21 protein-coding genes are annotated in these 23481 nt (G+C 62.9%); 16 read left to right on the plus strand and 5 right to left on the minus strand.

Features of this window, described 5'->3' with window-relative positions; translation table 11 throughout:
- Positions 1-50: 50 nt before the first annotated feature.
- The 3 genes from mutS to ACSQ27_RS10160 all read left to right on the plus strand — a co-directional run bounded on the left by mutS (position 51) and on the right by ACSQ27_RS10160 (position 4631).
- The gene (gene mutS, locus ACSQ27_RS10150; protein ID WP_436155432.1) at positions 51-2642 is read left to right on the plus strand and encodes a DNA mismatch repair protein MutS; all 2592 of its coding nucleotides are present in this window, start codon (positions 51-53) and stop codon (positions 2640-2642) included.
- A 50-nt stretch (positions 2643-2692) separates the two neighbouring features.
- The gene (locus ACSQ27_RS10155; RefSeq protein ID WP_436155317.1) at positions 2693-3520 is read left to right on the plus strand and encodes a peptidase; all 828 of its coding nucleotides are present in this window, start codon (positions 2693-2695) and stop codon (positions 3518-3520) included.
- 268 nt (positions 3521-3788) lie between these two features.
- Positions 3789-4631, plus strand: coding sequence for an alpha/beta hydrolase (locus ACSQ27_RS10160; RefSeq protein WP_436155318.1), 843 nt, complete (start codon positions 3789-3791; stop codon positions 4629-4631).
- 645 nt (positions 4632-5276) lie between these two features.
- Here the strand turns inward: ACSQ27_RS10160 and ACSQ27_RS10165 are convergent.
- Together ACSQ27_RS10165 and ACSQ27_RS10170 are read right to left on the minus strand one after the other, a co-directional pair.
- Positions 5277-5996 carry an SDR family NAD(P)-dependent oxidoreductase gene (locus ACSQ27_RS10165; protein WP_436155319.1) on the minus strand — a complete coding sequence of 240 codons (720 nt, stop codon included), beginning with the start codon at positions 5994-5996 and terminating at the stop codon, positions 5277-5279.
- Positions 5997-6029: 33 nt separating this feature from the next.
- A complete protein-coding gene (locus ACSQ27_RS10170) occupies positions 6030-6557 on the minus strand; it encodes a 2,4'-dihydroxyacetophenone dioxygenase family protein (RefSeq protein ID WP_436155320.1) in 528 nt (175 codons plus the stop codon).
- A 166-nt stretch (positions 6558-6723) separates the two neighbouring features.
- Between ACSQ27_RS10170 and ACSQ27_RS10175 the strand changes: the two genes are divergently transcribed.
- The gene (locus ACSQ27_RS10175) at positions 6724-8004 is read left to right on the plus strand and encodes an MASE1 domain-containing protein (RefSeq protein WP_436155321.1); all 1281 of its coding nucleotides are present in this window, start codon (positions 6724-6726) and stop codon (positions 8002-8004) included.
- Between the two features lies 1 nt (position 8005).
- Positions 8006-9520 (plus strand): acyl-CoA-binding protein, encoded by a 1515-nt coding sequence (locus ACSQ27_RS10180; protein ID WP_436155322.1) that lies wholly within the window; start codon positions 8006-8008, stop codon positions 9518-9520.
- A 157-nt stretch (positions 9521-9677) separates the two neighbouring features.
- Here ACSQ27_RS10180 and ACSQ27_RS10185 read toward each other — a convergent pair whose 3' ends face one another.
- Together ACSQ27_RS10185 and ACSQ27_RS10190 are read right to left on the minus strand one after the other, a co-directional pair.
- Positions 9678-10856, minus strand: a complete 1179-nt coding sequence (locus ACSQ27_RS10185; protein WP_436155323.1) for a dienelactone hydrolase family protein — start codon at positions 10854-10856, stop codon at positions 9678-9680.
- 48 nt (positions 10857-10904) lie between these two features.
- Positions 10905-11738, minus strand: coding sequence for an undecaprenyl-diphosphate phosphatase (locus ACSQ27_RS10190; RefSeq protein ID WP_436155324.1), 834 nt, complete (start codon positions 11736-11738; stop codon positions 10905-10907).
- Positions 11739-12035: 297 nt separating this feature from the next.
- On the opposite strand from ACSQ27_RS10190, the gene ACSQ27_RS10195 reads away from it, so the two are divergent.
- The 7 genes from ACSQ27_RS10195 to ACSQ27_RS10225 all read left to right on the plus strand — a co-directional run bounded on the left by ACSQ27_RS10195 (position 12036) and on the right by ACSQ27_RS10225 (position 18334).
- Positions 12036-12446, plus strand: a complete 411-nt coding sequence (locus tag ACSQ27_RS10195; protein ID WP_436155325.1) for a DUF2306 domain-containing protein — start codon at positions 12036-12038, stop codon at positions 12444-12446.
- 32 nt (positions 12447-12478) lie between these two features.
- Entirely contained in the window at positions 12479-13510 is a 1032-nt protein-coding gene (locus ACSQ27_RS10200) for an alpha/beta hydrolase family protein (protein WP_436155326.1), read from the plus strand.
- 564 nt (positions 13511-14074) lie between these two features.
- Positions 14075-15238, plus strand: a complete 1164-nt coding sequence (locus ACSQ27_RS10205) for a branched-chain amino acid ABC transporter substrate-binding protein (RefSeq protein WP_436155327.1) — start codon at positions 14075-14077, stop codon at positions 15236-15238.
- Between the two features lie 18 nt (positions 15239-15256).
- Entirely contained in the window at positions 15257-15898 is a 642-nt protein-coding gene (locus ACSQ27_RS10210; RefSeq protein WP_436155328.1) for a DUF924 family protein, read from the plus strand.
- A 203-nt stretch (positions 15899-16101) separates the two neighbouring features.
- Complete coding sequence (locus ACSQ27_RS10215) at positions 16102-16656, plus strand: DUF3455 domain-containing protein (protein ID WP_436155329.1); 555 nt, start codon at positions 16102-16104, stop codon at positions 16654-16656.
- A 257-nt stretch (positions 16657-16913) separates the two neighbouring features.
- Entirely contained in the window at positions 16914-17504 is a 591-nt protein-coding gene (locus tag ACSQ27_RS10220; protein WP_436155330.1) for a DUF3455 domain-containing protein, read from the plus strand.
- Positions 17505-17752: 248 nt separating this feature from the next.
- The gene (locus ACSQ27_RS10225) at positions 17753-18334 is read left to right on the plus strand and encodes a DUF3455 domain-containing protein (protein WP_436155331.1); all 582 of its coding nucleotides are present in this window, start codon (positions 17753-17755) and stop codon (positions 18332-18334) included.
- A gap of 61 nt (positions 18335-18395) precedes the next feature.
- On the opposite strand, the gene ACSQ27_RS10230 is transcribed toward ACSQ27_RS10225, so the two are convergent.
- The gene (locus ACSQ27_RS10230; protein WP_436155332.1) at positions 18396-18809 is read right to left on the minus strand and encodes a hypothetical protein; all 414 of its coding nucleotides are present in this window, start codon (positions 18807-18809) and stop codon (positions 18396-18398) included.
- A gap of 119 nt (positions 18810-18928) precedes the next feature.
- Between ACSQ27_RS10230 and ACSQ27_RS10235 the strand changes: the two genes are divergently transcribed.
- The 4 genes from ACSQ27_RS10235 to ACSQ27_RS10250 are packed head-to-tail and all read left to right on the plus strand — an operon-like array spanning position 18929 to position 23389.
- Positions 18929-20773: a glutamine--tRNA ligase/YqeY domain fusion protein gene (locus tag ACSQ27_RS10235; protein WP_436155333.1), complete on the plus strand. Its 1845-nt coding sequence runs from the start codon at positions 18929-18931 to the stop codon at positions 20771-20773.
- Positions 20761-21591 carry a DNA adenine methylase gene (locus ACSQ27_RS10240; RefSeq protein WP_436155334.1) on the plus strand — a complete coding sequence of 277 codons (831 nt, stop codon included), beginning with the start codon at positions 20761-20763 and terminating at the stop codon, positions 21589-21591. The genes ACSQ27_RS10235 and ACSQ27_RS10240 overlap by 13 nt, the downstream gene beginning before the upstream one ends.
- 8 nt (positions 21592-21599) lie before the next feature.
- Positions 21600-22220, plus strand: coding sequence for a hypothetical protein (locus tag ACSQ27_RS10245; protein WP_436155335.1), 621 nt, complete (start codon positions 21600-21602; stop codon positions 22218-22220).
- Entirely contained in the window at positions 22217-23389 is a 1173-nt protein-coding gene (locus ACSQ27_RS10250) for a DGQHR domain-containing protein (protein ID WP_436155336.1), read from the plus strand. Before ACSQ27_RS10245 ends, ACSQ27_RS10250 begins: the two co-directional genes overlap by 4 nt.
- The last annotated feature ends 92 nt before the right edge of the window (positions 23390-23481 follow it).

A 23481-nucleotide genomic window follows, 5' to 3' on the forward strand; every position in this document is an offset into this window, starting at 1 on the left:
ACCGCCCCGTGAGACCCGAACTAGCCAGTACCGCCAGCCCCGTGACGCCCATGAGCTCAGGCATGCCGCCGCTGGCCGCTCACACGCCCATGATGCAGCAGTACCTCGGCATCAAGGCCGAGTACCCCGACACGCTGGTGTTTTACCGCATGGGCGACTTTTATGAAGTCTTTTTCGCCGATGCCGAAAAAGCCGCGCGCCTGCTCGACATCACGCTGACGCGGCGCGGCCAGTCGGCCGGCGAACCGGTCGTCATGGCCGGCGTGCCCTTCCATGCGCTCGAAGGCTACCTCGCCAAGCTGATCAAGCTCGGCGAATCGGTGGCGATCTGCGAGCAGGTCGGCGACGTCGCCACCAGCAAGGGCCCGGTCGAGCGCAAAGTAGTGCGTGTGGTCACGCCCGGCACGCTGACCGACACCGAACTGCTCAACGACAAAAACGAATCCATCCTGCTGGCCGTGCACCAGGGCGCGCGCAACACCTGCGGCCTGGCCTGGCTCAGTGTGACGCAGGGCGAGATCCACCTGGCGCACTGCGCCAACGACGAACTCGAAGCCTGGCTGGCGCGCGTGGCGCCCAGCGAGCTGCTCTACAACATCGACGTGACGCCGGCCTTCGAGCAGCGCCTCAAAGCCCAGCGCTGCGCCTCCACCGCCCGACCGGCCTGGCAGTTCGACACCGCCCTGGGCGCGCGCCGCCTGCTGGACCAGCTCAAGGTCGCCTCGCTTGCCTCCTGGAACGCCGAGGCATTGAACGAAGCGCACGCCGCCGCCTCCGCGCTGCTCGGTTATGCCGAACACACCCAGGGCCGGGCGCTGTCGCACGTGCAAGGCCTGCAGGTGGTGCGATCCGGCGAACTGATCGAGCTGCCGCAAACCACGCGCCGCAACCTCGAACTCACGCAGACCTTGCGTGGCGAAGATTCGCCCACACTGTTTTCGCTGCTGGACACCTGCACCACCGGCATGGGCAGCCGCGCACTCAAAAGCTGGCTGCTCACACCGCGCCGCGACCGCGCCCAGGCGGCGGCGCGCCTCGATGCCATCACACATTTGCGCGGCGGCCCGCAGCAAACCCTGCGCGCCAAGCTCAAAGGCTGCAGCGATGTGGAGCGCATCACCGCCCGCATCGCGCTGCGCCAGGTGCGGCCGCGTGAATTGGTGGCGCTGAAAGACACGCTGCAAAAAGCCGAACTGGCCGCGCCCGCAGGCAGCGACTTCCCGGAACTGCTGACGCGCATCTTTGAAGACCTGCAGCCGCCCGCCGGCTGCGCCGCGCTGCTGGGCCGCTATGTGCTGGACGAGCCCGCCGCGCTGATCCGCGACGGCGGCGTCATCAACCACGGCTGCGACGCCGACCTCGACGAGCTGCGCGCCATCCAGACCAATTGCGACGGCTTCCTGCTGGACCTCGAAGTCCGCGAAAAAGCCCGCACCGGCATCGCCAACCTGCGTGTGCAGTTCAACAAGGTGCACGGTTTTTACATCGAGGTCACGCAGGGCCAGCTCGACAAGGTGCCCGACGACTACCGCCGCCGCCAGACCCTGAAAAACGCCGAGCGTTACATCACCCCCGAACTCAAGGCCTTTGAAGACAAGGCCCTGTCGGCGCAGGAACGCGCCCTGGCGCGCGAGAAGTGGCTGTACGAACAGCTGCTCGACCAGCTGCAGGACTACATTCCCGCGCTGAGCCGCCTGGCGCGCGCCCTGGCCTCGCTGGACGCGCTGTGCGCGCTGGCCGAGCGCTCGCTCACGCTGAACTGGGCGGCGCCGGTGTTCGTGCGCGAGCCCTGCATCGACATCGTCCAGGGCCGGCACCCGGTGGTGGAAGCCCGCCTGGCCGAAACCGGCGGCGGCTCCTTCATCGCAAACGACTCCGCCATGAGCGGCAAGCACCGCATGCAGGTCATCACCGGCCCCAACATGGGCGGTAAATCGACCTATATGCGCCAGGTGGCCCTCATCGTGCTGCTGGCCAGCGTGGGCTCCTATGTGCCGGCGGCCAGCTGCCGGCTCGGGCCCATAGACGCCATCCACACCCGCATAGGCGCGGCCGACGACGTGGCCAACGCGCAATCGACCTTCATGCTCGAGATGACCGAGGCCGCCCAAATCCTGCACGCCGCCACGCCGCACTCCCTGGTGCTGATGGACGAGATCGGCCGCGGCACCTCCACCTTCGACGGCCTGGCGCTGGCCGGCGGCATCGCCGCCTACCTGCACAACAAGACCCAGGCCTTCACGCTGTTCGCCACGCATTATTTCGAACTCACTGAATTCCCGGCCCAGCACCACGGCGCGATCAATGTGCACGTGAGCGCCGTCGAATCCGGCGCCGACATCGTGTTCCTGCACCACATCGAGCCCGGCCCCGCCAGCAAAAGCTACGGTATTGCCGTGGCCAAGCTGGCCGGCGTGCCCGCCGCCGTCGTCAACCACGCCCGCCATGCGCTCAATGCGCTCGAAGCCCACCAGACGGAAGCGCGCGCCCAGGTCGACCTGTTCGCCGCTCCGCCCGAATCGGCCGCGCCCGAGCAAAGCGCCGTCGACAAGGCATTGGGTACCATAGACCCCGATGCGCTGACGCCTCGCGAAGCGCTTGACGTCCTGTACCGCCTCAAAAAGATCTCCGTCTCCCCGTGACCCAGCGCAACCCGACCTCCCCCACGATCCCCACTTCCCCAAAGCAGCTCATGACTTATTGCGTCGCCGCCAAACTCAACGCCGGGCTGGTGTTTTTGTCAGACTCCCGCACCAACGCGGGCCTGGACCACATCAGCACCTTCCGCAAGATGATCGTCTACGAAAAGGCCGGCGACCGCTTCATGGTGCTGCTGTCGGCCGGCAACCTGTCGATCTCGCAATCGATCCGCGAGATCCTGCAGGTCGAGCAGCTCAAGGACCACGACGGCGGCGAGTCCATCACCATCTGGAACGCCAAAAGCATGTTCGATGCCGCCCGCGTGCTGGGCTCGGCGATTCGCCGCGTCTACGATCGCGACGCCGAGGCGCTCAAAAACGCCGACGTGGACTTCAACGTCTCGCTGGTCTTCGGCGGGCAAATACGCGGCGAGAACATGCGCCTGTTCCAGATGTACTCGGCCGGCAACTTCATCGAAGCCACCGACGAAACGCCCTACTTCCAGGTCGGCGAATCCAAGTACGGCAAGCCCGTTCTGGACCGCGTGCTGACCCCCGCCACGCCGCTGGCCGAGGCCGCCAAATGTGTGCTGGTCTCCATGGACTCGACCATGAAGTCCAACCTCTCGGTTGGCCTGCCGCTGGACCTGGTGGTCTACGAAGCCGATACCTACAAGAGCGACAAGATCGTCTGCATCGACAACGACAACCCCTACTACCGCATGATGCACAGCAGCTGGGGCCAGAAGCTGCGCGAGGTTTTTGACAGCATCGAAGACCCGGTCTGGGACGACGCGCACACCGACATCCCGCTGAAGATGCCCGCCACGCGCCACGAGCCGCTCAAGAAAATCAGCACGCCGGATGAAAAGCTGATCTAGGGTCTGTGAACGCTATGTTTGCAAGATGCGTTGCGAGTCAAAAAGGCCTTGAGCAAGGCGCAAAACGCAGGCGGGGTGAGCCCCGTCAAGGCTTTGCAACGCCGCGCAAGGCCTTTTTGATCGCAACCCGGAGGGAATGGGGTGAAAGCGGCGCCACTCCGCGTTGCACTCCTAGCCCAGACGCCCGGTCTGGGCGTCGTCGCGCGCCTTGATTGGCACCGTTTTCACCCCATTCGCATTTGCAAACATAGCGTTCACAGACCCTACCGTGCCCACTTCAACAAAACCGCTGGTCATCTTTTCCCACGGCAACAGTTTCCCGGGCGGTACTTACAGCGCGGTGCTCCAGAGCCTGAAAGCCCGCGGCTTCCAGGTCAAGGCCGTCGACAAATTCGGCCACGACCCGCGCTACCCCGTCACCAGCAACTGGCCGCACCTGGTCCAGCAGTTAGCCGACTTCACGGCCCGCGAAGTTGAAAAAAGCGGCCAGCCGGCTTTCCTGGTCGGCCATTCGCTGGGCGGTTTCCTGAGCTTGATGTGCGCCGCGCGCAACCCCGTGCTCGGCGGCCAGCCCGTCAAAGGCGTGGTGCTGGTCGACTCCCCCATCCTGGGCGGCTGGCGCGCCCGGGCCTTGAGCGTCGCCAAACGCGCGCAACTGGTCGGTGCCATCTCGCCCGGCGCCATCAGCCGCAAACGCAAAAACCAGTGGCTGGGCAAGGATGAAGTGTTCGAGCACTTCCGAAGCAAAAAAGCTTTTGCCGCCTGGGACGAACAGGTGCTGCGCGACTACATCGAGCACGGCACCTATGAAGGCACGGGCGATGACGAAGGCAAGCAGTTGCTCAGCTTTGACCGCGATGTCGAGACCGCGATCTACAACACGCTGCCTGACAACCTCGAGGGCCTGCTCAAGCGTCACCCCTTGAAATGCCCTGTTGCGTTTATCGGCGGGCGGCAGTCGGCTGAGATGAAGCAGGTTGGGATGGCAATGACTGAGAAGGTCACCAAGGGGCGGATCATGATGCTCGATGGGAGTCATCTGTTCCCGATGGAGAAACCTTTGATGACGGCGGCTGCCGTCGAAGCTGCTTTAAGAAATTTTCTTGATTAGCTTGTTCTTGTTCCAGGGGAGTGCTCTCTTCTAAGTTTTGCTGGCCGGGGGTTGCCCGGCGGCAAGTAACTTTCTTTTGCTTCGCCAAAAGAAAGTCACCAAAGAAAAGGCGACCCGCAGTCTGGGTCCCCTACGCTGCGCTACGGGGCAACCTGCGGTGCTCGAGCCAAGCGGGGTCCGGCTAAACTCGCCTTCGGCTCAGACAACGCCGGCCCTGATCCGCTTGTCTCTGCGCTCCTCGGCCCAGCCAGGACGGGGCAAGCGGGAACGGGGACAGAAGGCAAATACCAAAGAACAAACCAAGACAAACAAGGACTCGCCAAGGCGAGTCCTTGTTTCTTAGGTATTGGTATTCCTTCCCCACCCCTTGTGGATGCGCCGAGGAGCGGAGGTTCAGGCGGATCAGGGATCGCGTTGTCTGAGCGAAGCGCAGCGTAGCGAGTTTAGCGAGACCCCGCCTGAACCGAGCACCGCAGGTTGCCCGCAGCGAAGCGGAGGGACGCAGCAACCAGGGTCGCCTTTTCTTTTGCTTACTTTTCTTTTGGCGAAGCAAAAGAAAAGTAAGTTGCCGCCGGGCAACCCCCGGCCAGCAGCACTAAGCAAGGAGAACAGGAGAGCGCGCAAGACCGGCGCAAGACCCGGCAACTAAGCCACCATATACCCCCCATCCACCGGCAAAATCACCCCAGTCATAAACCCCGCCGCCGGCGTGCAAAGAAACATCGCCGCCTCGGCCACGTCCTTGGGCGTACCCCAACGGCCCATGGGCGTGCGCGCCAGGATGGGGCCGGCGCGCGCCGGGTCGTCCTGCAGGGCTTGTGTGAGCGGCGTGGCGATCCAGCCGGGGGCGATGGCGTTCACGCGTATGCCGTCGGGCGCGTAGGCGATCGCCAGCGACTTGGTGAGCTGGGCGACGCCGCCCTTGCTGGCCGCATAAGCGGGCACCAGGCCGCCGCCGAAGAAACTCAGCATGGAAGCCGTGTTGACGATGCAGCCGCGGCTGGCCTTGAGGCGTTCGCGCGTGGCGGTGCAGACGCGCATGGTGCCGCTCAGGTTGACGGCCACCACTTTTTCAAACACCTCGATGTCGTGCTCGGCGCCGCGCTGGATGATGCCGGCGCAGTTGAACACGATGTCCAGCGTGTCTATGCCGGCCAGCGCCGCGTCCAGGCTGGCCGCCGAGGTCACGTCGGCCTGGCGCACCTCAACGGCGGCATCGAGCGTGCCGTCGCCGCCGCCCAGTCCCAGGGCGGTGACATCGGCACCCAGCGCCGCGAGGTGGTTGGCGATCACCGCGCCTATGCCCTGGGTCGCGCCGGCGACCAGCGCGCATTTGCCTTTGAATAGTCCAGGCTGATAGGTCATGCGTAGTTCCTGAAAAAAATGATACGGCTGCAGTCAGCGGATAAATTGTTTTGTGTAATCGGCGCCCAGGCCGACGGCTTCGAAATGCTTGTTGCACATCTCGATCTTGGTGAACACGTCCTCGTAGCCCATGCCCTTGCCATAAGGGTCGGTGTAATACATGACACCGTTGACCTGGAAGTAGGTGATCATTTCCTCGACGTCTTCGGGCACATAAAGCGTATGGGTTTCACCGGGCGGCTCGAACACATAGCTGCCTTCGGTGGCCTCCCAGTCGTGCTCGAGGTAGCGCCAGCGGCCCTTGAGCACAAAGCCGTGCACCGCCTGCGGATGGCGATGGCGGCTCAGCACGCCGGACTTGCGCACGCGCAGCAGGTTCATCCAGTAGCCCTGGCTGGCATTGAGGCACAGCGGGCGAAACCAGACATTCTCGGCCTGCGGCACCCACAGCCGCTCGTCGGTCGGTATCGCGTGCTGCACCACGATTTCCGGCCGGGCATCCGGCGGGTTCGGGTACTGGTAGGGCATCAGGGGCGTCTGGTCTGGGCTATCGACGGGCATTGGATTTGTCCATACAGTGGATAAACGTCCATATTATCGAGATCAGCCCCTTGAGGGCGAAGCGGGCTACACCCAGTGAATCCGGACGGGATGTTTGTCAAATGGTTGGCTAAACTACGCCGGCGCCTGTCCACATACCGACCGCCACTCTCCGAGGAGGATCCCCATGGCCCTGCCCTTCATCGCCACCCTTGCCGTGACCTTTCTTGCCTGGGCCGTCGCGGCCGTGCTGTCCCAGAGCATGGGCGATGCGATGACGCTGAGTTCATCGGTCTGGCTGGCCACCGGGGTGACCTTCGGCGCGCTGCTCGCCGTCAAGCCGCCCAAACGCCCCGCGGTGCTGGCGGGCGCCGCACTGGCGGCCACCGCGCTGGCGCTGCTGGACGGCCTGACCGTGCTGCCGGCACTGGCCTTTGGCATCAACGAGGCACTGGCCGCCGGCCTGGGCGCCTGGGTGGCGCGCCTGCTGCGTGCCACCGGCCCCGAGGGTCGCATGGAGCCGGGCAAGGCCTATGCAGGCTTTCTCCTGGGCGCGCTGCTCACCTCCATGCTGGGCGCCAGCATAGGCGTGATGCTCTGGAGCTGGGCGCTGCCCCAGCCCATCGCGCTGCTGGTGGAATGGCGCGTCTGGACCTGCACGACCTTTGTCGGCATCCTGCTGATCGCGCCGCTGATCACCTCCTTCGCGGGCTTTCGGGTCAAGCGCTCCGGCGGCATGGCCACCAGCCAGTTCCTCGCGGGCGCCGGCACCTTTGTGCTGTTCTTCGTGGTGGCCGCGCTGATTTTCTCGAGCGACGTCTCCGACCGCTTCAGTGCCTCGCTGGGCCCCACACTCACCTACCTGCCGCTGCCTTTCATGGTGGTCACCGCCATCCTCTGGAAAGAGCGCGGCGCCACGCTGGCCACGCTGCTGGGCGCGCTGGCGCTGATCGCCTGGACCAACACCGGCGGCGGGCCTTTCGCCGAGGTTGAAGGGTTTCCCGGCGAGGCCGTGATCGAAGTCCAGGGTTATGTGGCGGTGATGGCGCTGCTGGTCGGCGTGGTCAATGCGCTGGGCGCCACCGCCGCGCAAGCCCTCGCGCTGGCGCAGGACTGGCGCACACGCTACCGCCAGGTGCTGGAATCGAACCGCACCGTGGTCGCCAACTTCGACGCGAAGACAGGCACCGCCCAGTGGGGCGAAGGCGCGAGCGAGCTGCTGCGCACCAACGCCGCCGCCTTGCTGACCGTGCAGGATTACATCGCCCACGCCGACCCGCAGGATCAGTCCGCGCTGCAGGCCGACTGGCGCGACCTGGCACAGGGCCAGCGCGAGCATGCCCTGTGGAAGAACAGCCTGCGCTGGAGCGACGGCCGCGTGGCCACCGTGAGCGCGCGTCTTTCGGGCGTGCGCGGCGCCGACGGCCAGGTCGAGCAGGTGGCCGTGCTGCTGGAAGTCGAGGCCTGACGTGGCAGCGGACACCGCCGTCGCCCCCACGACCCCGCCGGCCGCGGCCGGACCGGCCGTGGACAAAAGCACGCCCGCCGTCTTCCTGATCCACGGCCTGGGCGGCACGCAGTACGACCTGGGCTCCATGCACAAGCGGCTCAAGAACGCCGGCTTCGTGACCCACTCGCTGACCCTGCCCGGCCACGGCACCACGCCGGAAGACCTGGTCCACGTCACCGCCGAGCAATGGATGGAGGCCGTCACGGCCAAGTACCACGAGGTGGCCGCACAGCACGACAACTTCCACATCATGGGCATGTGCATGGGCGCGCTGCTGGCCACCGAGCTGGCCAAGCGCCAGAAACACACGCGCGGCAAGCTGATCGCGCTGGCGCCGCCCATCTATATCGACGGCTGGGCCACCGCCTGGTACACGCCGGCGCGCCACCTGATGTATTACCTGCCCGGCGTTCCGGCGCGCATGAAGGTGGAAGAAGAAGACCCTTTCGGCATCAAGAACGAGCAGCTGCGCGCCATCGTCAAGGCCAAGTTCGCGCGCGGCGAAAACTTCCACTACCGCTGGGTGCCGCTGGCCTGCGTGCGCCAGGTCGACCGCCTGCGCCGCTGGGTCATGACCGACCTAAAAAGCATGGCCAGCGAAACCCTGGTCATCCACGCGCGCGAAGACGAGCTCACCAGCCTGGCCTCGGCCAACTACCTGGTCGAGCAGATCGGCGGCGCGAAGGCGCGCATGGTGGTGCTGGAGAACAGCTACCACATGATCTGCGTCGACAACGACCGCGAACAGGTGGCGCGCAACGTGCTCGAATTCTTCGGCGCCAGCAGCGCCGCCTCGCTCGGCATGGCGGTGGACGACCCGAAGATGAGTACCGAAGCCCTGCAGGCGTTCGCGCAATCGCTGCGCGCGGCGCTGGAAGCCGGCGACTTCAGCGGCATCTTCGCCAAAGGCGCCTCGGACATGGCCTGGTTCCAGCCCGGCGCCAACCGCGCCAGCGGCATCTACCGCGGCAACAAGGGCCTGCAGGCCATGCTGCCCTGGTCCGGCGGTGTGAAGTTCACCGCCTTCGGCCAGCCGGTGTTCAACGCCGGCATCGCCGTGCTGCCGGCCACCCTCACGGCCGCGGGCCTGATGTCGCAAGGCGTGCTGGCTTTTGCCGTGCGTTCGGGCCGGCTGCTTGATGCGCGCTGGTTCCCCGACGACCTGGCGCTGGAAGATGCCCACTTCGGCGCGCCGGTGGCGCCCGCCGGCCCCAGCGAGGCCGAACGCGCCTTCGAGGCGGCCGGCATTGCCGTCAAGACGCTGGCCAAACCGCCCGGCAACGACGAGCTGCTGGCGCTCTACGCCTTCTACAAACAGGCGACGGTGGGCGACGCGACAGGCGATCGCCCCGGCATGATGGACGTGACCGGCCGCGCCAAATACGACGCCTGGGTTGAGCGCAAAGGCATGGCGCGCGAAGCGGCTATGACTGGCTACGCCGAGCTGGTTGAGAAGCTCAAGACAGGCGGATAAAACTCCTTACCTTGCAGCCGCAGGCTGAAGCTTCTTGCTCCTTCCCCCGCTGGGGGAAGGCGGGGATGGGGGCCAGCGGCAGACGAACTCTCGCGCTGTTTGCCATATCCGCGAAGCCCCCATCCCAACCTTTCCCCCAGCGGGGGAAGGAGTCAGACTAAAACCCCTTTGGCCTGTCCACCACCCGCTGCAGGCTCGCCGCGCCGGCACGCGCTGCCACGTCCGGTTGCCACACCACCTGGTCATCGACCGCATAGAGCCAGCACTTCGATTTCGCCCTCGCACACGCCTGGAAGGTCGTGGCCATCGCCTCGGGTTCGCCGGCGTTGAAATACCAGCCGCCTTTTTCCGTCACGGCGAAGGCCTTGGGCGATGGCAGGGTGCGAAAGTGGGCATAACGCGCCTTGCCGGCCTCGCTGAGCGGCACGGCGGCCATGTCGTCGGCCGCCGCGAAGCCCGAAGCCGGCGGCAGCACATAGTGGTGGCCCTTGAAGCGCTGCGCGTGCGACAGCAGCAGCGGCTGGCCCAACTGCGCCGAAAGAAATTCGAACATGCGCGCATGCGAGGCCTCGCGCGCCGCGGGGTTGCCGCCCACCATGGCCTTGCCGGTCTTGGTGTTGCCCAGGTTTTCCATCTGCCTGACCGGGCCTGTGCCGTCAAAGCCGTGGTAGCTGCCCGGGTAGACCACCAAATCCACGGCCGCGTTGGCCTTGTTCTTGCGCAGGCGCTCCTGCAGCGTGACGCACTCGCGCGCCAGCGTCCAGTCGTCGAGCTCGCCGATCATGATCAGCAGCGGCTTGTGGACTTCGTAGTTCCACATCTTGTTGCTCGCCAGGCAACCGGGGTAAAAAGCCACGGCGGCGCGCGGCTGCACCGCCTGCGCCTGCACGTATTTGTCCGTGGCGTCCACCGTGCTGAGCACGGTCTGCGCGCCATGCGACCAGCCCATGACCACGATGCGCGAGGCATCCACCGACGGCTGTTTCGCCAGCCAGGCGATGGCGGCGAACACGTCCTCGCGGCGGTCGGCTTCATGGATGCTGCGCAGCCTGTTCGGGGTCTCGCAAATCGACTTCTGGCCGCGAGGCGTGAAGCTGTCCAGCGGCAGGAAATGGATGCGCTCCGCGTTGAAATACCCCGCGTAGCGGAAGAAGCGCTCGCCGAAGTTGCCCTTGCCGTCCAGCGCGCCGCCGCAGCCGTGCAGGCCGATGATGGCGGGCCTGGGTTCGCCGTCGCCCGCATCAAACCAATAGGCGGGAATCTGCAGCTTGCCGTCAAGCGACGGGATGTTCACCGGGCCGGCCGCATGCGACAGCGCGCCCGCCAGCAGCAGCAAGCCCGCAAGAATCCTTGAAAGCCGGCGGGAGCGCATCGGTGAGGCGCTTTATTCCGCCCAGACCACCAGCCCGCTCCAGGCCGTGGCCAGCACCACGATGCCGAAGGCGATGCGGTACCAGGCAAAGGGCACAAAGCTGTTGGTCGAGATATAGCGCAGCAGCCAGCGCACGCACAGCCAGGCGCTCAGGAAAGAAAACACCAGGCCGACCGAGAACATCGGCAGGTCCGCCATGGACAGCAGTGCGCGTTCCTTGTAGAGGCTGTAGGCGCCCGCGCCTATCAGCGTGGGCATGGCCAGGAAGAAAGAAAAATCGGTGGCCGCCTTGCGCGACAGGCCCAGCAGCATGCCGCCGATGATGGTCGCACCGCTGCGGCTGGTGCCCGGGATCATCGCCAGGCACTGCACCAGGCCCACCTTGACCGCATCCATCACCGTCATGGCTTCCACCTCCTGGATGCGCGCCGCGGCGGGGTTGTTCTGCTGGCGCTTTTCGGCCCAGAGGATGATGAAGCCGCCGAGGATGAAGGTGCTGGCCACCACCACCGGTGTGAACAGATGGGCCTTGATGGCCTTGCCGAACAGCAGGCCCAGCACCACGGCCGGTACAAAAGCCACCAGCACATTGAGCACAAACTGTTGCGCCTGTTTCTCGGTCGGCAGCGCCACCACGGTCGCGCGTATCTTCTGCCAGTAGACCAGGATGACCGCGAAGATGGCGCCGGTCTGGATCGCGATGTCGAAAACCTTGGCCTTGTCGTCGTCAAAACCGAGCAGCGCGCCGGCCAGGATGAGATGGCCTGTCGAGGAGATCGGAAGGAATTCGGTCAGGCCCTCGACGATGCCCATGATGGCGGCTTTGATCAACAGTGCTATATCCACGCTGGCTCCAGAAATTGAGTGGGGATTATCGCCCCCACGCTCCCCCACTTCGTGTGGGTCGCTGCCCCCCGAGGGGGCCGCCCGCCTGCGGCCCGGCAAAGCCGGTTCCGCGGCTCATGCTGGGTTGAATATTCAGGGCCTATCCGGTGGGGATATTTCACCAGCGGGGGCGAGGGTCCGGCTTCGCCGGCCCCAGGCGCCGCCCCCTTGAGGGGGGAACGGGCTACACGCAGTGAGCCTGGACAGGGGTGGTTTTTTTCAGCACAATTTGTTACCGCATCGCCAGCCAGAGCCGCCATGCAACTCACACCGCTGATCGCCATCCACCTGTTTGCCGCCAGCACCGCCATCTTCATCGGGCCGGTCGCGCTGTGGGCGCGCAAGGGCCGCGTGCAGCGGCCCAAACTACACCGGGCTTTTGGTTATGCCTTCGTCACGATGATGCTGGTCACCGCCGCGACGGCGCTTTTCATCCGCGACTACGACTATCCCAATATCTCCGGCTACACGCCCATCCACTTGCTGGTGCCCTTCACGCTGTTCAGCCTGACGGGCGCGTTCTGGCATTTAAGCCGCGGCAACATCACGGGCCACCGTGGCGCCATGCAGGCCCTCTACATTGGCGCCTGCGTTGTCGCTGGCGTGTTCACGCTGATGCCCGACCGCTACCTCGGCAAGCTGCTGTGGACGCAGCTCGGCCTGCTTTAATGGGAGGACAAACAGGGAAGAAGGAACAGCGCGTGAACCGATATTTACTGAGCGGCCTGCTACTGCTGCTCGCCGCCGCCGGCGCGCAGGCCGGCATGGGTTTTACCGAACTGCCCGGCCTTCAGGACGACGGGCCGGTCAGTGTGTTTTATCCCTCCACCGGCGAGGATCGCCCTGTGCAGATGGGCTCCTATGCCCTCAAACTCGACAAGGACGGCCAGGCGCAGCGCGGCAACACGCGGCTGGTCGTCATCTCGCACGGTTCTGGCGGCTCACCCTGGACCTACACCGACCTCGCGCGCCGCCTGGTCGAAGACGGCTTTGTCGTCGCCTTTCCCCAGCACCGTGGCGACAACGCCAGGGACCCATCCTCCCCCGGCCCCGACAGCTGGAAGCAACGCCCCGCCGAGGTCTCGCGCGCCATCGACGCGGTCGCGCGCGAGCCGCGCTTCGCCCCCCTGCTGTCGCTCGACAAGGTCGGCCTGTACGGCATGTCGGCCGGCGGCCACACGGCGCTGACGCTGGCCGGCGGCCGCTGGTCGCCGGCCCTGCTCGCCCGGCATTGCGAGGCCCACATTGCCGAAGACTTCCAGGCCTGCGCCGGGCTGAGCACCCGCCTCACGGGCGGCATGCTGGACGGCCTGAAAAAAACCGTGGTGCTGGCGGTGCTACGCCAGAAGTTCAGCGACGCCACCTGGCAAAGCCATCACGACGCCCGCATCCAGGCCGTGGTCGCCGGCGTGCCGCTGGCGGCCGACTTCGACATGGCCTCGCTGGCCTCGCCGCCGGTGCCGCTGGCACTGGTCAGCGCGCGGCAGGACCGATGGCTGGTGCCGCGTTTTCACAGCGACGCGGTGCTCGCCGCCTGCAACAAGCGCTGCGAGCACCTGGCCGACCTGCCTGACGGCGGCCACGGCGCGCTGCTTTCGCCGTTGCCGCCCGCCGATGCCATGTCGGGCCTTGCCAAAGACCTGCTGCTGGACCCGCCCGGCTTCAACCGCGGCCAGCTTCCGGCGCTGGACCGCAAGATCAGCGGCTTTCTGCGCCGGCACTTGCTGCCCTGAGCCCGACCTCTGCTGAGGACTGCTGGCCGGGATCGCCCGGCATGCGACTCCCTTTTTTTGCTTCGCCAAAAAAAGGAAGCAAAAAAAGGCGACCCGCAGTCTGGGTCCCTACGCTTCGCTACGGGCAACCTGCGGTGCTCGACTACGGCGGGGTCTCGCGCAAACTCGCCTGCGGCTCAAACAAGCGCGATCCCTGATCCGCCTACGTCTGCGCTCCTCGGCCCAGCCAGGACGGGGCAATCGGGTACGGAAGCGGGAACAGAAGATAGAAATACAAAGAACAAACCAAGGCAAACAAGGACTCGCCACGGCGAGTCCTGGTGGTTTCCGATATCGAATTCTTGAATTTTTCATCCCCCAGACCTTTGGACGAAGGCGCCAATATGGTCCCGAAATACGCCATTTCGGTGCGTTTTAAGGGCTAAACGAACCAATTCGAACCATTAGTAAAACTAATCTACTCTCACATTCAAGCAAACTCCAGAAGAACTAGGCCAAACCCACTATCGCGACACGCCGGTGAAACATACATTCAGTTACATCCAATCAACCTGAGGTTTCACCATGACCCACACCGCCACTCGCCGCCCTACCCTGGCCGCCCTGACCGCCGCTGTTGTTGCAGGCACCGTCCTGCTCTCGGGTTGCGACAACCCGCCCGACACCATCAAGATCGGCGTGGCCCAGCCCCTGTCGGGCAACCTCGCCGCGCTGGGCCAGGACCTGCACAACGGCGTGAAGATGGCCGTGGACGAGCTCAACAAGGAAGGTTTCCAGATCAAGGGCAAGACCGTCAAGATCGAAATCATCGCCATGGACGACCGCTCCGACCCCAAGGCCGGCGTGGAAGTGGCCAAACAGCTGGTCGACGCCGGCGTGGTCGCCGTGATCGGCAACCTCAATTCCGGCGTCAGCATCCCGGCGGCGCCGGTCTATGCCGAAAAACACATTGCCCAGCTCGCCATTTCGACCAACCCCAAGTTCACCGAACTCGGCCTGGACACCACCTTCCGCCTGGTCGCCAACGACAACCTGCAGGCGCGTGCGATCGGCTCCTTTGCCGCGAACCAGCTCAATGCCAACAAGTTCGCCGTGGTCGACGACGGCACCACCTATGGCAAGGGCCTGGCCGCCGGCGCGTCTGCCGAGCTCAAGAAGGCCAGCAAGCAAGTGGTCGTCAGCTATTCGTCCGACGACAAGACCACCAAATTTGACGAACTGGCCGGCAAGATCAAGGACGGCGGCGTCGAGGTGATCGTGTCCACGCAAGGCGACTTCCAGATCCTCGCGCTGATCGAAGCCCTCAAAAAGATCGACTACAACCAGCAGATCAGCATCCTGGGCGGCGACACCATCAAGACCACCGACATGCTCAAGGGCAGCGACACCGTCAAGGGCCTGTACGCCACCTCGCCCATCCTGGACGCCAAAGAGTTCGTCAACGGCAAGGCCTTCCTGGCCAAGTACCAGGAAACCTTCAAGAGGGAACCGGCCTACGGCGGCCACTACACCTACGACGCCATGTACATCCTGGCCGGAGCCATGAAGCGCGCCAACTCCGTCAAGCCCGAAAAAATCACCGAAACCCTGCGCACCTTCGACGGCTACGCACCCATCACCGGCTCCATGAAGTGGGACAACGTGGGCGAGCAGCGCTACGGCGTGGTCGGTGTCTATGCCGTCCGTAAGGGTGTCTGGGACCTGCAACTGCGCTCCGACCGCTGGTAGGCTAAGCTCTCGGTCGCCATGGCCGAAGCTGTCCCCTCCCCCATCTCTCCCACCTCCGCCGCCACGCCCGCCCAGGTCCTCGAGTTCTGGCTGGGCGACGGCCTGGCCAAGGACTGGCCCACACAGGACCTCGGCAAACGCTGGTTCGGCGGCGGCGCCGAACTTGACGCCGACATCCGCGCGCGCTTCGGCGCCGCGGTGCAGGAAGCCGTCACCGGCGGCCTGCAGGACTGGGAGCAAAAGCCCCCCACCCGCCTGGCCCTGGTGATCCTGCTGGACCAGTTCACCCGCAACGTCTTTCGCGGCAAGCCCCAAGCCTTTGCCGGCGATGCGCGCGCCCAGCAGCTGGTGCTGCAAACCATCGCGTCCGGTGAAGACCTGGCCTTGCCCTGCGTCGGGCGGGTCTTTCTCTACATGCCGCTGATGCATGCCGAAAGCCTGGCCTTGCAGGACGAATGTGTGGCGCGTTTTACGCGCCTGCAAGCCGACGCGCCGGACTCGCTCAAACAGCGCCTGCAAGGCAACCTCGACTTCGCCCGGCAGCACCGGGACATCATCGCGCGCTTCGGCCGCTTCCCTTACCGCAACGCGGCCCTGGGCCGGGCCGATACCGCCGAAGAGCAAGACTTCCTGCTCAAAGGCCCGCGCTTCGGGCAATAAGAGCCCCCACGGTCGCGCACTTCGTGTCGCTCCCTGCCCCCCGAGGGGGCCGCCCGCCTGCGGTCTGGCAAAGCCAGTCCCGCGGCTCATGCTGGGTTTGAAGAGTTCTGTGGCTACGTTTGAATCCATCGCCCATCCCGCCGCGTATCAGCAGCAGGACGAGCCGCTCCCTGGCCGGTCCACAACCACCGAGGAGTTACACCATGTCCCGTCCCTTCACTTTCACCTTCGCGTCCCTGCTTGCCGCCACCCTGCTCTCAGCCTGCGGCAGCATGTCGCCCATGAAACCGATGTACTCGCAGGCCGGCCTGCCCGCCGCCGTCCAGGTGCCTGCCGGCAACAAGGTCGCCATGGAAACTGTGGGCGTGGGCGAGATCACCTACCAGTGCAGCGCCAAAAAAGACATGGCCGGCCAGTTTGAATGGGTCTTCGCCGGCCCCGACGCCAAACTCAATGACCGCGGCGGCAAGCAGGTCGGCAAGTACTACGGCCCGCCCGCCACCTGGGAAGCCATGGACGGCTCCAGACTGACCGCCACGCAAGTCGCCGTCGCCCCCAACGGCAGCGGCAACATCCCCACCCAGCTCGTCAAGGCCAACCCGGCCATGGGCAGCGGCGCCATGAGCGGCGTCACCTACATCCAGCGCGTGGACACCCGCGGCGGCGTCGCGCCCGCCATGCCCTGCGCCGCCGGCAATGCGGGCGCCAGGCAGGTCGTCCAGTACCAGGCCGACTACATCTTCTACAAGGCGATGTGAGGCCAGGGCCTCCAGCCCTGAATCGCCGCTTTCCCCTCCGAAGGTGAGCCACCGGCCCGAACGTCAGGCGGGACCGGTTTTCCGTCCCACAGGCTTGCCCTGTGGGCTTTTTTGCGGGCGCCTGCAGCGCCGTTTCAACCGGCTGTCAGGCGCTCCGGAAACGCGCTGTCAGCAAGCCTGCGCGGCGTCCTACAGTTGTTTCCCGCCCCCCGGGTTGTACTGGCGAACGACAACGACACAACAACCGGAGGATTTTCATGAAAAGCACGCACAACACCTTGTGGGCCTATAGCAAGAGCGCAGCCGTCACCGTGGCCATGGTCACCGGCACCGCCGCGCTCATGGTCGCATGCTCCGGCGTCGCGCCGCTGCCCAAGGAATACAGCCAGGACCGCCTCGACCCCACGGTCACGGTGCCGCCCGGCCATGTCGTCGCACTTGAAACCACCGCCAGCGGCCTGCTGTACTACGAGTGCCGCGCCAATGCCAACACCGCCGGCACCATAGGCTGGGTGCTGGTGCGGCCCGAAGCCGACTTGCTCGACCGCACCGGCAAGACCGTCGTGAAATATTCCGGCCCACCCGCCACCTGGACCCACATTGACGGCTCCAGTGTCGTCGGCACCCAGGTCGCCCTGGCTCCCCGCGTCGGCGCCACCAACCTGCCGCAGCAGTTGTCCACCGGTGCACCCGGCGCCGCCCCCGGCGTGCTGCAGAACGTCAGCTACATCCAGCGCGTCAAGACCAAGGGCGGCCAGGACCTCAGCAAATCCTGCACCCAGGCCGACATCGGCGACAAGCTGACGACGTCCTACCAGGCTGATTACATTTTCTGGAAACCCGCCTGAGGCGGTAGTACCGGCGCGCCCTCAAAAGCGCGCCACGCCATGGTTGTTCAGCAGCCATGGACGCAAAGCCCGCAGGCCCCGCCTGCGGGCTTTTTCTCTTTTTGCAGGGACCCGCCAGGGTCTGCCGACGTTTCCCCGCACCGGGTCCCTCCGGCCACCTACAGACGGCTGTTTGCGCTTGCGATTTACTGGTTGTGACATCATGACCCCACCGTCCGCAGCCCGTCCCCCCGCAATTGGAGCCCTTTGTGAATATCCAGACCCAAGCTTCTAGCGCCTTCCCCGGCCTGCTGCGATGCGCGCTGCTGCTGGTTGCCGCGGCTGCGCTAGGCGCCTGCGGCTTGCGCCAGCCCAACCTTCAGCAAGCCCAGCAAAGCCTTCCCGAATCCCTGCGCGTTCCCCCGGGCCACACAGTGGCGCTCGAAGCGCAGGGCCGGGGTGACCTGCTCTATGAATGCCAGGCCGTCAAACGCGCCCCCTATGAATACGCCTGGCTGCTGCTGTCCCCGGGCATCAGGCTCGCAGACGGTGCGGGCAATACGGTGACCTACTACCCCGACGCGCGTGCGCGCTGGGTGCACAGCGACGGCTCCAAAGTCAGCGCAAAGGAACTCGTCGAGGTGCCCGGCGATGGCCGAAGCCTGCCCCTGCTGCGCGCCTTGGCAAGTCCCTCAGACAGCCCGGGCATGCTCGCCAACATCAGCTACATCCAGGCCCGCCGTACCGTGGCCGGCGTAGTGGCCAACCCGCCCTGCACTTCTGCGACCCTGGGCATGCGCGTCTCCGTGCCCTACGAGGCCGACTACGTCTTCTGGCGGCCGGCCGCCTGAACTTTTCCAGCGCCCATAAAAAAGCCCGCAAGATGCGGGCTTTTTGTTGCCTCAGGCGGGCTTAACGCTGGTAATAAACCGGTGCGGCGCGGTAACCGGGGCCGTAACCGTAGCCAGGGCGAGGCCCCTGCACGTAGTAGCCACCATGGTGCCTGTGGCCGTGGCGCGGGCCGTAATACACAGGCTGCGGCACCACATACACCGGAGCCGGCCTCACGTACACGGGGCGCGGGTAGTAGACCGGTGCGGGCTGGTAATAAACGGGGGCGGGCTGGACATATACGGGTTGCTGGTACACCGGGTAGGCGTTGGTGACACCTACCGCCACACCCGGAGCAGCGATGCCCACGGAAAACGACACGTTGTCGCGGGCCTGGGCAGCACCTGCAAAGCCCAGCGAGGCCACGGCCAGCGTGGCGGCGGCGCCTGCCAGTGCGAGGGAGCGGGAACGGTTTGCTTTGATGGCTGTCTTCATATGGTTCTCCTTAACAGGGCAGGAAATGCCCATGTGCTTATTAAACGCAGGCAAGCTGTAATGGCATACCGCACGCCCCGTGAAGAGCGTAGCCAAACGTAACCCCCTAAAATCAGCCAATGACCTCTCCCGCCCCTGCCTCAGCCCCTGCCGACAAAGAAACCCACAAGCCCAGCAACTTCCTGCGCCAGATCATCGAAAAAGACCTGGCTGAAGGCACTTATGCCAGCCGCCGCTGGGGCGGCAGCCCTGGGGACGCCGCCCACCACGCCGCCGGCCAGCCCGACCCCGCCAAGGTGCGCCTGCGTTTTCCGCCCGAGCCCAATGGTTACTTGCATGTGGGCCACGCCAAAAGCATCTGCCTGAACTTCGGCCTCGCGCGCGACTACGGCGGCGTCTGCCACCTGCGCTTTGACGACACCAACCCTGAAAAAGAAGATACCGAATACGTCGACAGCATCATCGACGCCGTCAAATGGCTGGGTTACGACTGGGCACAGCTCGGCAATGGCAAAGGGGATGACAAGCCCTACCAGGCCAGCGACTACTTCGACTTCATGTACCGCGCCGCCGAGTACCTGATCGAAAGCGGCAACGCCTACGTCGACGAACAAAGCGCCGAAGAAATGCGCCACAACCGCGGCGACTTCGGCCACCCCGGCACCAACAGCCCCTTCCGCGGCCGCACACCCGCCGAGAACCTGGCGCGCTTTCGCGAGATGCGCGACGGCAAACTCGCCGACGGCGCCGCCGTGCTGCGCGCCAAGATCGACATGGCCTCGCCCAACATCAATATGCGCGACCCGGCCATCTACCGCATACGCCGCGCCCACCACCACAACACCGGCGACAAATGGTGCATCTACCCCATGTACACCTTCGCCCACCCGGTCGAAGACGCGCTGGAGCAGATCACCCACAGCATCTGCACCCTCGAGTTTGAAGACCAGCGCCCCTTTTACGACTGGCTGCTCGACCGCCTGGCCGAAGGCAAGCTCATCGCCACGCCGCACCCGCGCCAGTACGAGTTCGCCCGCCTCAACCTGAGCTACGTGCTCACCAGCAAGCGCAAGCTGGCCCAGCTTGTCAATGAAAAGCGCGTCAGCGGCTGGGACGACCCCCGCATGCCCACCATCGTCGGCCTGCGCCGCCGCGGCTACACGCCCGAAGCGCTGCAGCTGTTTGCCGAACGCATAGGCGTCACCAAAAGCGACAGCTGGATCGACTACAGCACCCTCGAAGGCGCACTGCGCGACACCCTGGACCCCATCGCCCCACGCGCCATGGCCGTGCTCGACCCCGTCAAGCTCGTGCTCACCAACTGGGATGAAGTCATGGGCACCGGAAAGCTCGACGACTGCAGCGCCCCCGTGCACCCGCATCACGAAGACATGGGCAAACGAAACTTCAAGATCGGCAAGGAAGTCTGGATTGAACGCACCGACTACGAAGAAACCCCGCCCAAAGGCTTCTTCCGCCTGTTCCCGCCCCACGTCAACGCCAGCAAGCAGGCGATTGCCGGCAGCAAGGTCCGCCTCAAATACGGCCACGTCATCGAATGCACAGGCGCCCTCAAAGACGCCGACGGCAAGGTCACCGAAGTCCACGCCACCCTGATCCCCGACACCAAGAGCGGCACGCCCGGCTCCGACGCCATCAAGGTCAAGGGTGTGATCACCTGGGTCGGCGTGAATGATGCCGTTGAAGCCGAAGTGCGCCTTTATGACCGTCTGTTCACTGTTGAACACCCCGGCACCGGTGACAAGGATTTTCTGGATGAACTGAATCCCAACAGCATCAAGACTGTGAGGGCTTATGTCGAACCTTCACTGACGAAGGTGCCTGCCGGTACACGCTTTCAGTTTGAGCGGCATGGGTACTTTGTCACAGATTTAAATGACCACAAACTAGGCAAAACCGTGTTCAATCGGGTCACTGGAATGAAGGACACATGGAGCAAATAGCGATAGCGGCAGATCGTCAGTTAAATTCGCCGCCCCCCTTTCTTAAATGGGCAGGCGGAAAGCGATGGCTTTCCTCAAAAGTTGTTCACGCAGTCGCGCCTGTCGCCGGTCGATACATTGAGCCGTTCCTTGGAAGTGGGGCAGTATTCTTCGCTCTTGAGCCCAAAAAAGCCATCCTTTCGGACACAAACGAAGAGCTGATAAGTTCATACGCCGCCGTACGAAATGATCCATATCAAGTGCTGAGCTTATTGAAAGAACATCAAAGGCTGCATTCAGTTGAGTATTACTACCAAATTAGAGCTTACAAACCCCGCAATGAATATCGAAAAGCAGCCCGCTTTATCTATCTCAATAGGACTTGCTGGAACGGACTCTATCGTGTGAATTTAAACGGGACCTTCAATGTTCCGATAGGCACAAAATCAACAGTGCTACTGCAAACCGACGATTGGGAAACAACGGCGGCTACGCTGAAATCTGCAACGCTTTTATGCCAGGACTTTGAAAAATCGATTGATGCAGCAAAAGCTGGAGACGTGGTTTTTGCCGATCCACCATATACCGTCAAACACAACCTCAACGGATTTATTAAATACAACAACGCCCTTTTTTCATGGGACGATCAAATCCGCTTGCGAGATGCACTGCGCAGAGCGAAGCAGCGTGGGGCGCGAGTTGTGGCCACCAATGCGTGTCATCAATCGGTCCGTGAACTGTACAGCGAAGGCTTTGACGTTATATCTCTATCACGGGCAAGCGTACTAGCCGGCGCCTCCATCCACAGAGGCAAGTACGAAGAACTATTTATAAGATGAGGCAATAAATGAACTCCATAAGGCAATGGCTATCACGCACGTGGCTCTTAGGAACACTTTGCAAGGTAGGTCGACCGGCATATGCCAGTGCATTTTATGAATTCATTTATTTATTTTTGTGGTCAGTACTTCCATTCGCACTGGGAGCACTTGTTCTGTACGTGGTATCAGACGCCTCCTCCAAGAATATTTTTCAACTCGGTGTGAGTACGTTCAAAAATGGTGAACTTCTAGTCTTCACCATTTCGATGTTGGCGCCGATTCTGTATCTCACATTGCACGATCCAGAACAGGCAGCACCGTTTCCTCACAAACTTCCAATCTCAACGGTGGTCGCTCTCGTAATAGTGACCTGCGCAGCTCTATTCGCTCTCCTAAAGGCTTCTGCAGTTAAAGACTCCTCGTTTGTTTTTGAACTCTCGGTATGGCTAACTGCATTAGCTTTGGCCTTCCGTTACCTTGCTCTTGTGTATCACCGATTTCGCATGCCACCCATTTCGGAGATTGAACTTCGTGCCGATCAAGAGAGTTACAAAGAAGACTTTCGAACCTTAGTTGAGGAAAACTTAAAGTCAGAAGAACGAAGCTTTGTGACCCAACTCCAGAATCACCTTGGAGAACAGGCATGAACTCTCGCATTGATGAAAGTGCAGTTGAATTCTCCGTAAATGCCATTTCGGTGACCCAACCGATTGGGGAATTCCTAATTGCATCCATGCCCGCGAAACGTCTCTGCGAGATAACATATTTCGACGTTCGCCGGATGCTTAAAGAGCGAGACATCGAAACGTATCTCGGGATCCAACGACCGTTGATTCAAAGCCGAGTAGATGAGCTGCAACGATATGTGAGGACGGTAGATGCCTGTTTTCCAACAGCAGTCATTCTTGCAATTAGCAGCACTTGCGCCGAGTTTGATCCGAATACAAATCGGCTAACTCTACGCAACAATCCCAACCCCGATGGCGATGTCGACCCAACTTACTACCGAAACATCGCAAAGGTCTTAGACGGTCAGCACCGAATTGCTGGTCTTTTAGACTACCCCGGAGATGACTTCGAGGTCAATGTAAGTATTTTCATTGATATCGATCTCGAGGACCAAGCTTATATTTTCTCCACGGTGAACTTAGCTCAAACCAAAGTTAATAAGAGTCTGGCCTATGACCTCTCTGAGTTGACAAAAGCTCATAGCCCTCAAAAGACTTGCCACAACATAGCCGTGGCACTAGATCAAATCGAGGCCAGCCCTCTATTCCACCGAATCAAACGCCTTGGCACGGCCACTCCCGGCAGAACGATGGAGTTGCTGACACAAGCAACATTTGTGGAGTCGCTAATGCCATTCATCTCAGGCACGCCAACAACCGACCGCGATGTATTAAAACGAGGTGGAAAACTAACCCCCCCAGGTCCGGGAGAGATTCAAAAACATCCGTTACGAACTCATTTTGTGGCGGGAGACGATCTCAAAATTGGGGATATCTTGTTCAGATACTTCTCAGCCGTAAAAGATAGATGGCCTGGAGCTTGGAATACAGATGAAAGAGGCGCAATTCTAAATAGAACCAACGGATTCAGAGCCTTAATGCGAGCATTAAAGCCAATTTCCAAACAGCTAGAGGCTCACAAAAGAATTCCAACTAAAGCCGAATTCGATTCATTGCTAAAAAAGGTCAGCATAGAAGACGGTGACTTCACAATTGAAAACTTCAAGCCGGGAACCAGCGGAGAAAGTCAACTATATAGTCGATTGATTGCGGATATGGGGCTTGAGAATCAGAGGCGTCTAATTTGAAATCTATTAATCAGTCACGTCTACTAAGAGAGCAGCTGACTGAACTAGCCATCAGCACATTCTTAAATGATGTGAACAAAAAAAGAAGATAA

Origin of the sequence: Polaromonas sp. LjRoot131 (assembly GCF_964252805.1) — a bacterium.
GTDB lineage: Bacteria > Pseudomonadota > Gammaproteobacteria > Burkholderiales > Burkholderiaceae_C > Polaromonas.

Excerpts from the sequence above, each read along its gene's own strand:
- mutS (WP_436155432.1), top strand. The coding sequence starts at position 51 with ATGAGCTCAGGCATGCCGCCGCTGGCCGCTCACACGCCCATGATGCAG.
- ACSQ27_RS10155 (WP_436155317.1), top strand. The coding sequence starts at position 2,693 with ATGACTTATTGCGTCGCCGCCAAACTCAACGCCGGGCTGGTGTTTTTG.
- ACSQ27_RS10165 (WP_436155319.1), bottom strand. The coding sequence starts at position 5,996 with ATGACCTATCAGCCTGGACTATTCAAAGGCAAATGCGCGCTGGTCGCC.
- ACSQ27_RS10170 (WP_436155320.1), bottom strand. The coding sequence starts at position 6,557 with ATGCCCGTCGATAGCCCAGACCAGACGCCCCTGATGCCCTACCAGTAC.
- ACSQ27_RS10175 (WP_436155321.1), top strand. The coding sequence starts at position 6,724 with ATGGCCCTGCCCTTCATCGCCACCCTTGCCGTGACCTTTCTTGCCTGG.
- ACSQ27_RS10195 (WP_436155325.1), top strand. The coding sequence starts at position 12,036 with ATGCAACTCACACCGCTGATCGCCATCCACCTGTTTGCCGCCAGCACC.
- ACSQ27_RS10205 (WP_436155327.1), top strand. The coding sequence starts at position 14,075 with ATGACCCACACCGCCACTCGCCGCCCTACCCTGGCCGCCCTGACCGCC.
- ACSQ27_RS10210 (WP_436155328.1), top strand. The coding sequence starts at position 15,257 with ATGGCCGAAGCTGTCCCCTCCCCCATCTCTCCCACCTCCGCCGCCACG.
- ACSQ27_RS10215 (WP_436155329.1), top strand. The coding sequence starts at position 16,102 with ATGTCCCGTCCCTTCACTTTCACCTTCGCGTCCCTGCTTGCCGCCACC.
- ACSQ27_RS10220 (WP_436155330.1), top strand. The coding sequence starts at position 16,914 with ATGAAAAGCACGCACAACACCTTGTGGGCCTATAGCAAGAGCGCAGCC.
- ACSQ27_RS10230 (WP_436155332.1), bottom strand. The coding sequence starts at position 18,809 with ATGAAGACAGCCATCAAAGCAAACCGTTCCCGCTCCCTCGCACTGGCA.
- ACSQ27_RS10235 (WP_436155333.1), top strand. The coding sequence starts at position 18,929 with ATGACCTCTCCCGCCCCTGCCTCAGCCCCTGCCGACAAAGAAACCCAC.
- ACSQ27_RS10240 (WP_436155334.1), top strand. The coding sequence starts at position 20,761 with ATGGAGCAAATAGCGATAGCGGCAGATCGTCAGTTAAATTCGCCGCCC.
- ACSQ27_RS10245 (WP_436155335.1), top strand. The coding sequence starts at position 21,600 with ATGAACTCCATAAGGCAATGGCTATCACGCACGTGGCTCTTAGGAACA.
- ACSQ27_RS10250 (WP_436155336.1), top strand. The coding sequence starts at position 22,217 with ATGAACTCTCGCATTGATGAAAGTGCAGTTGAATTCTCCGTAAATGCC.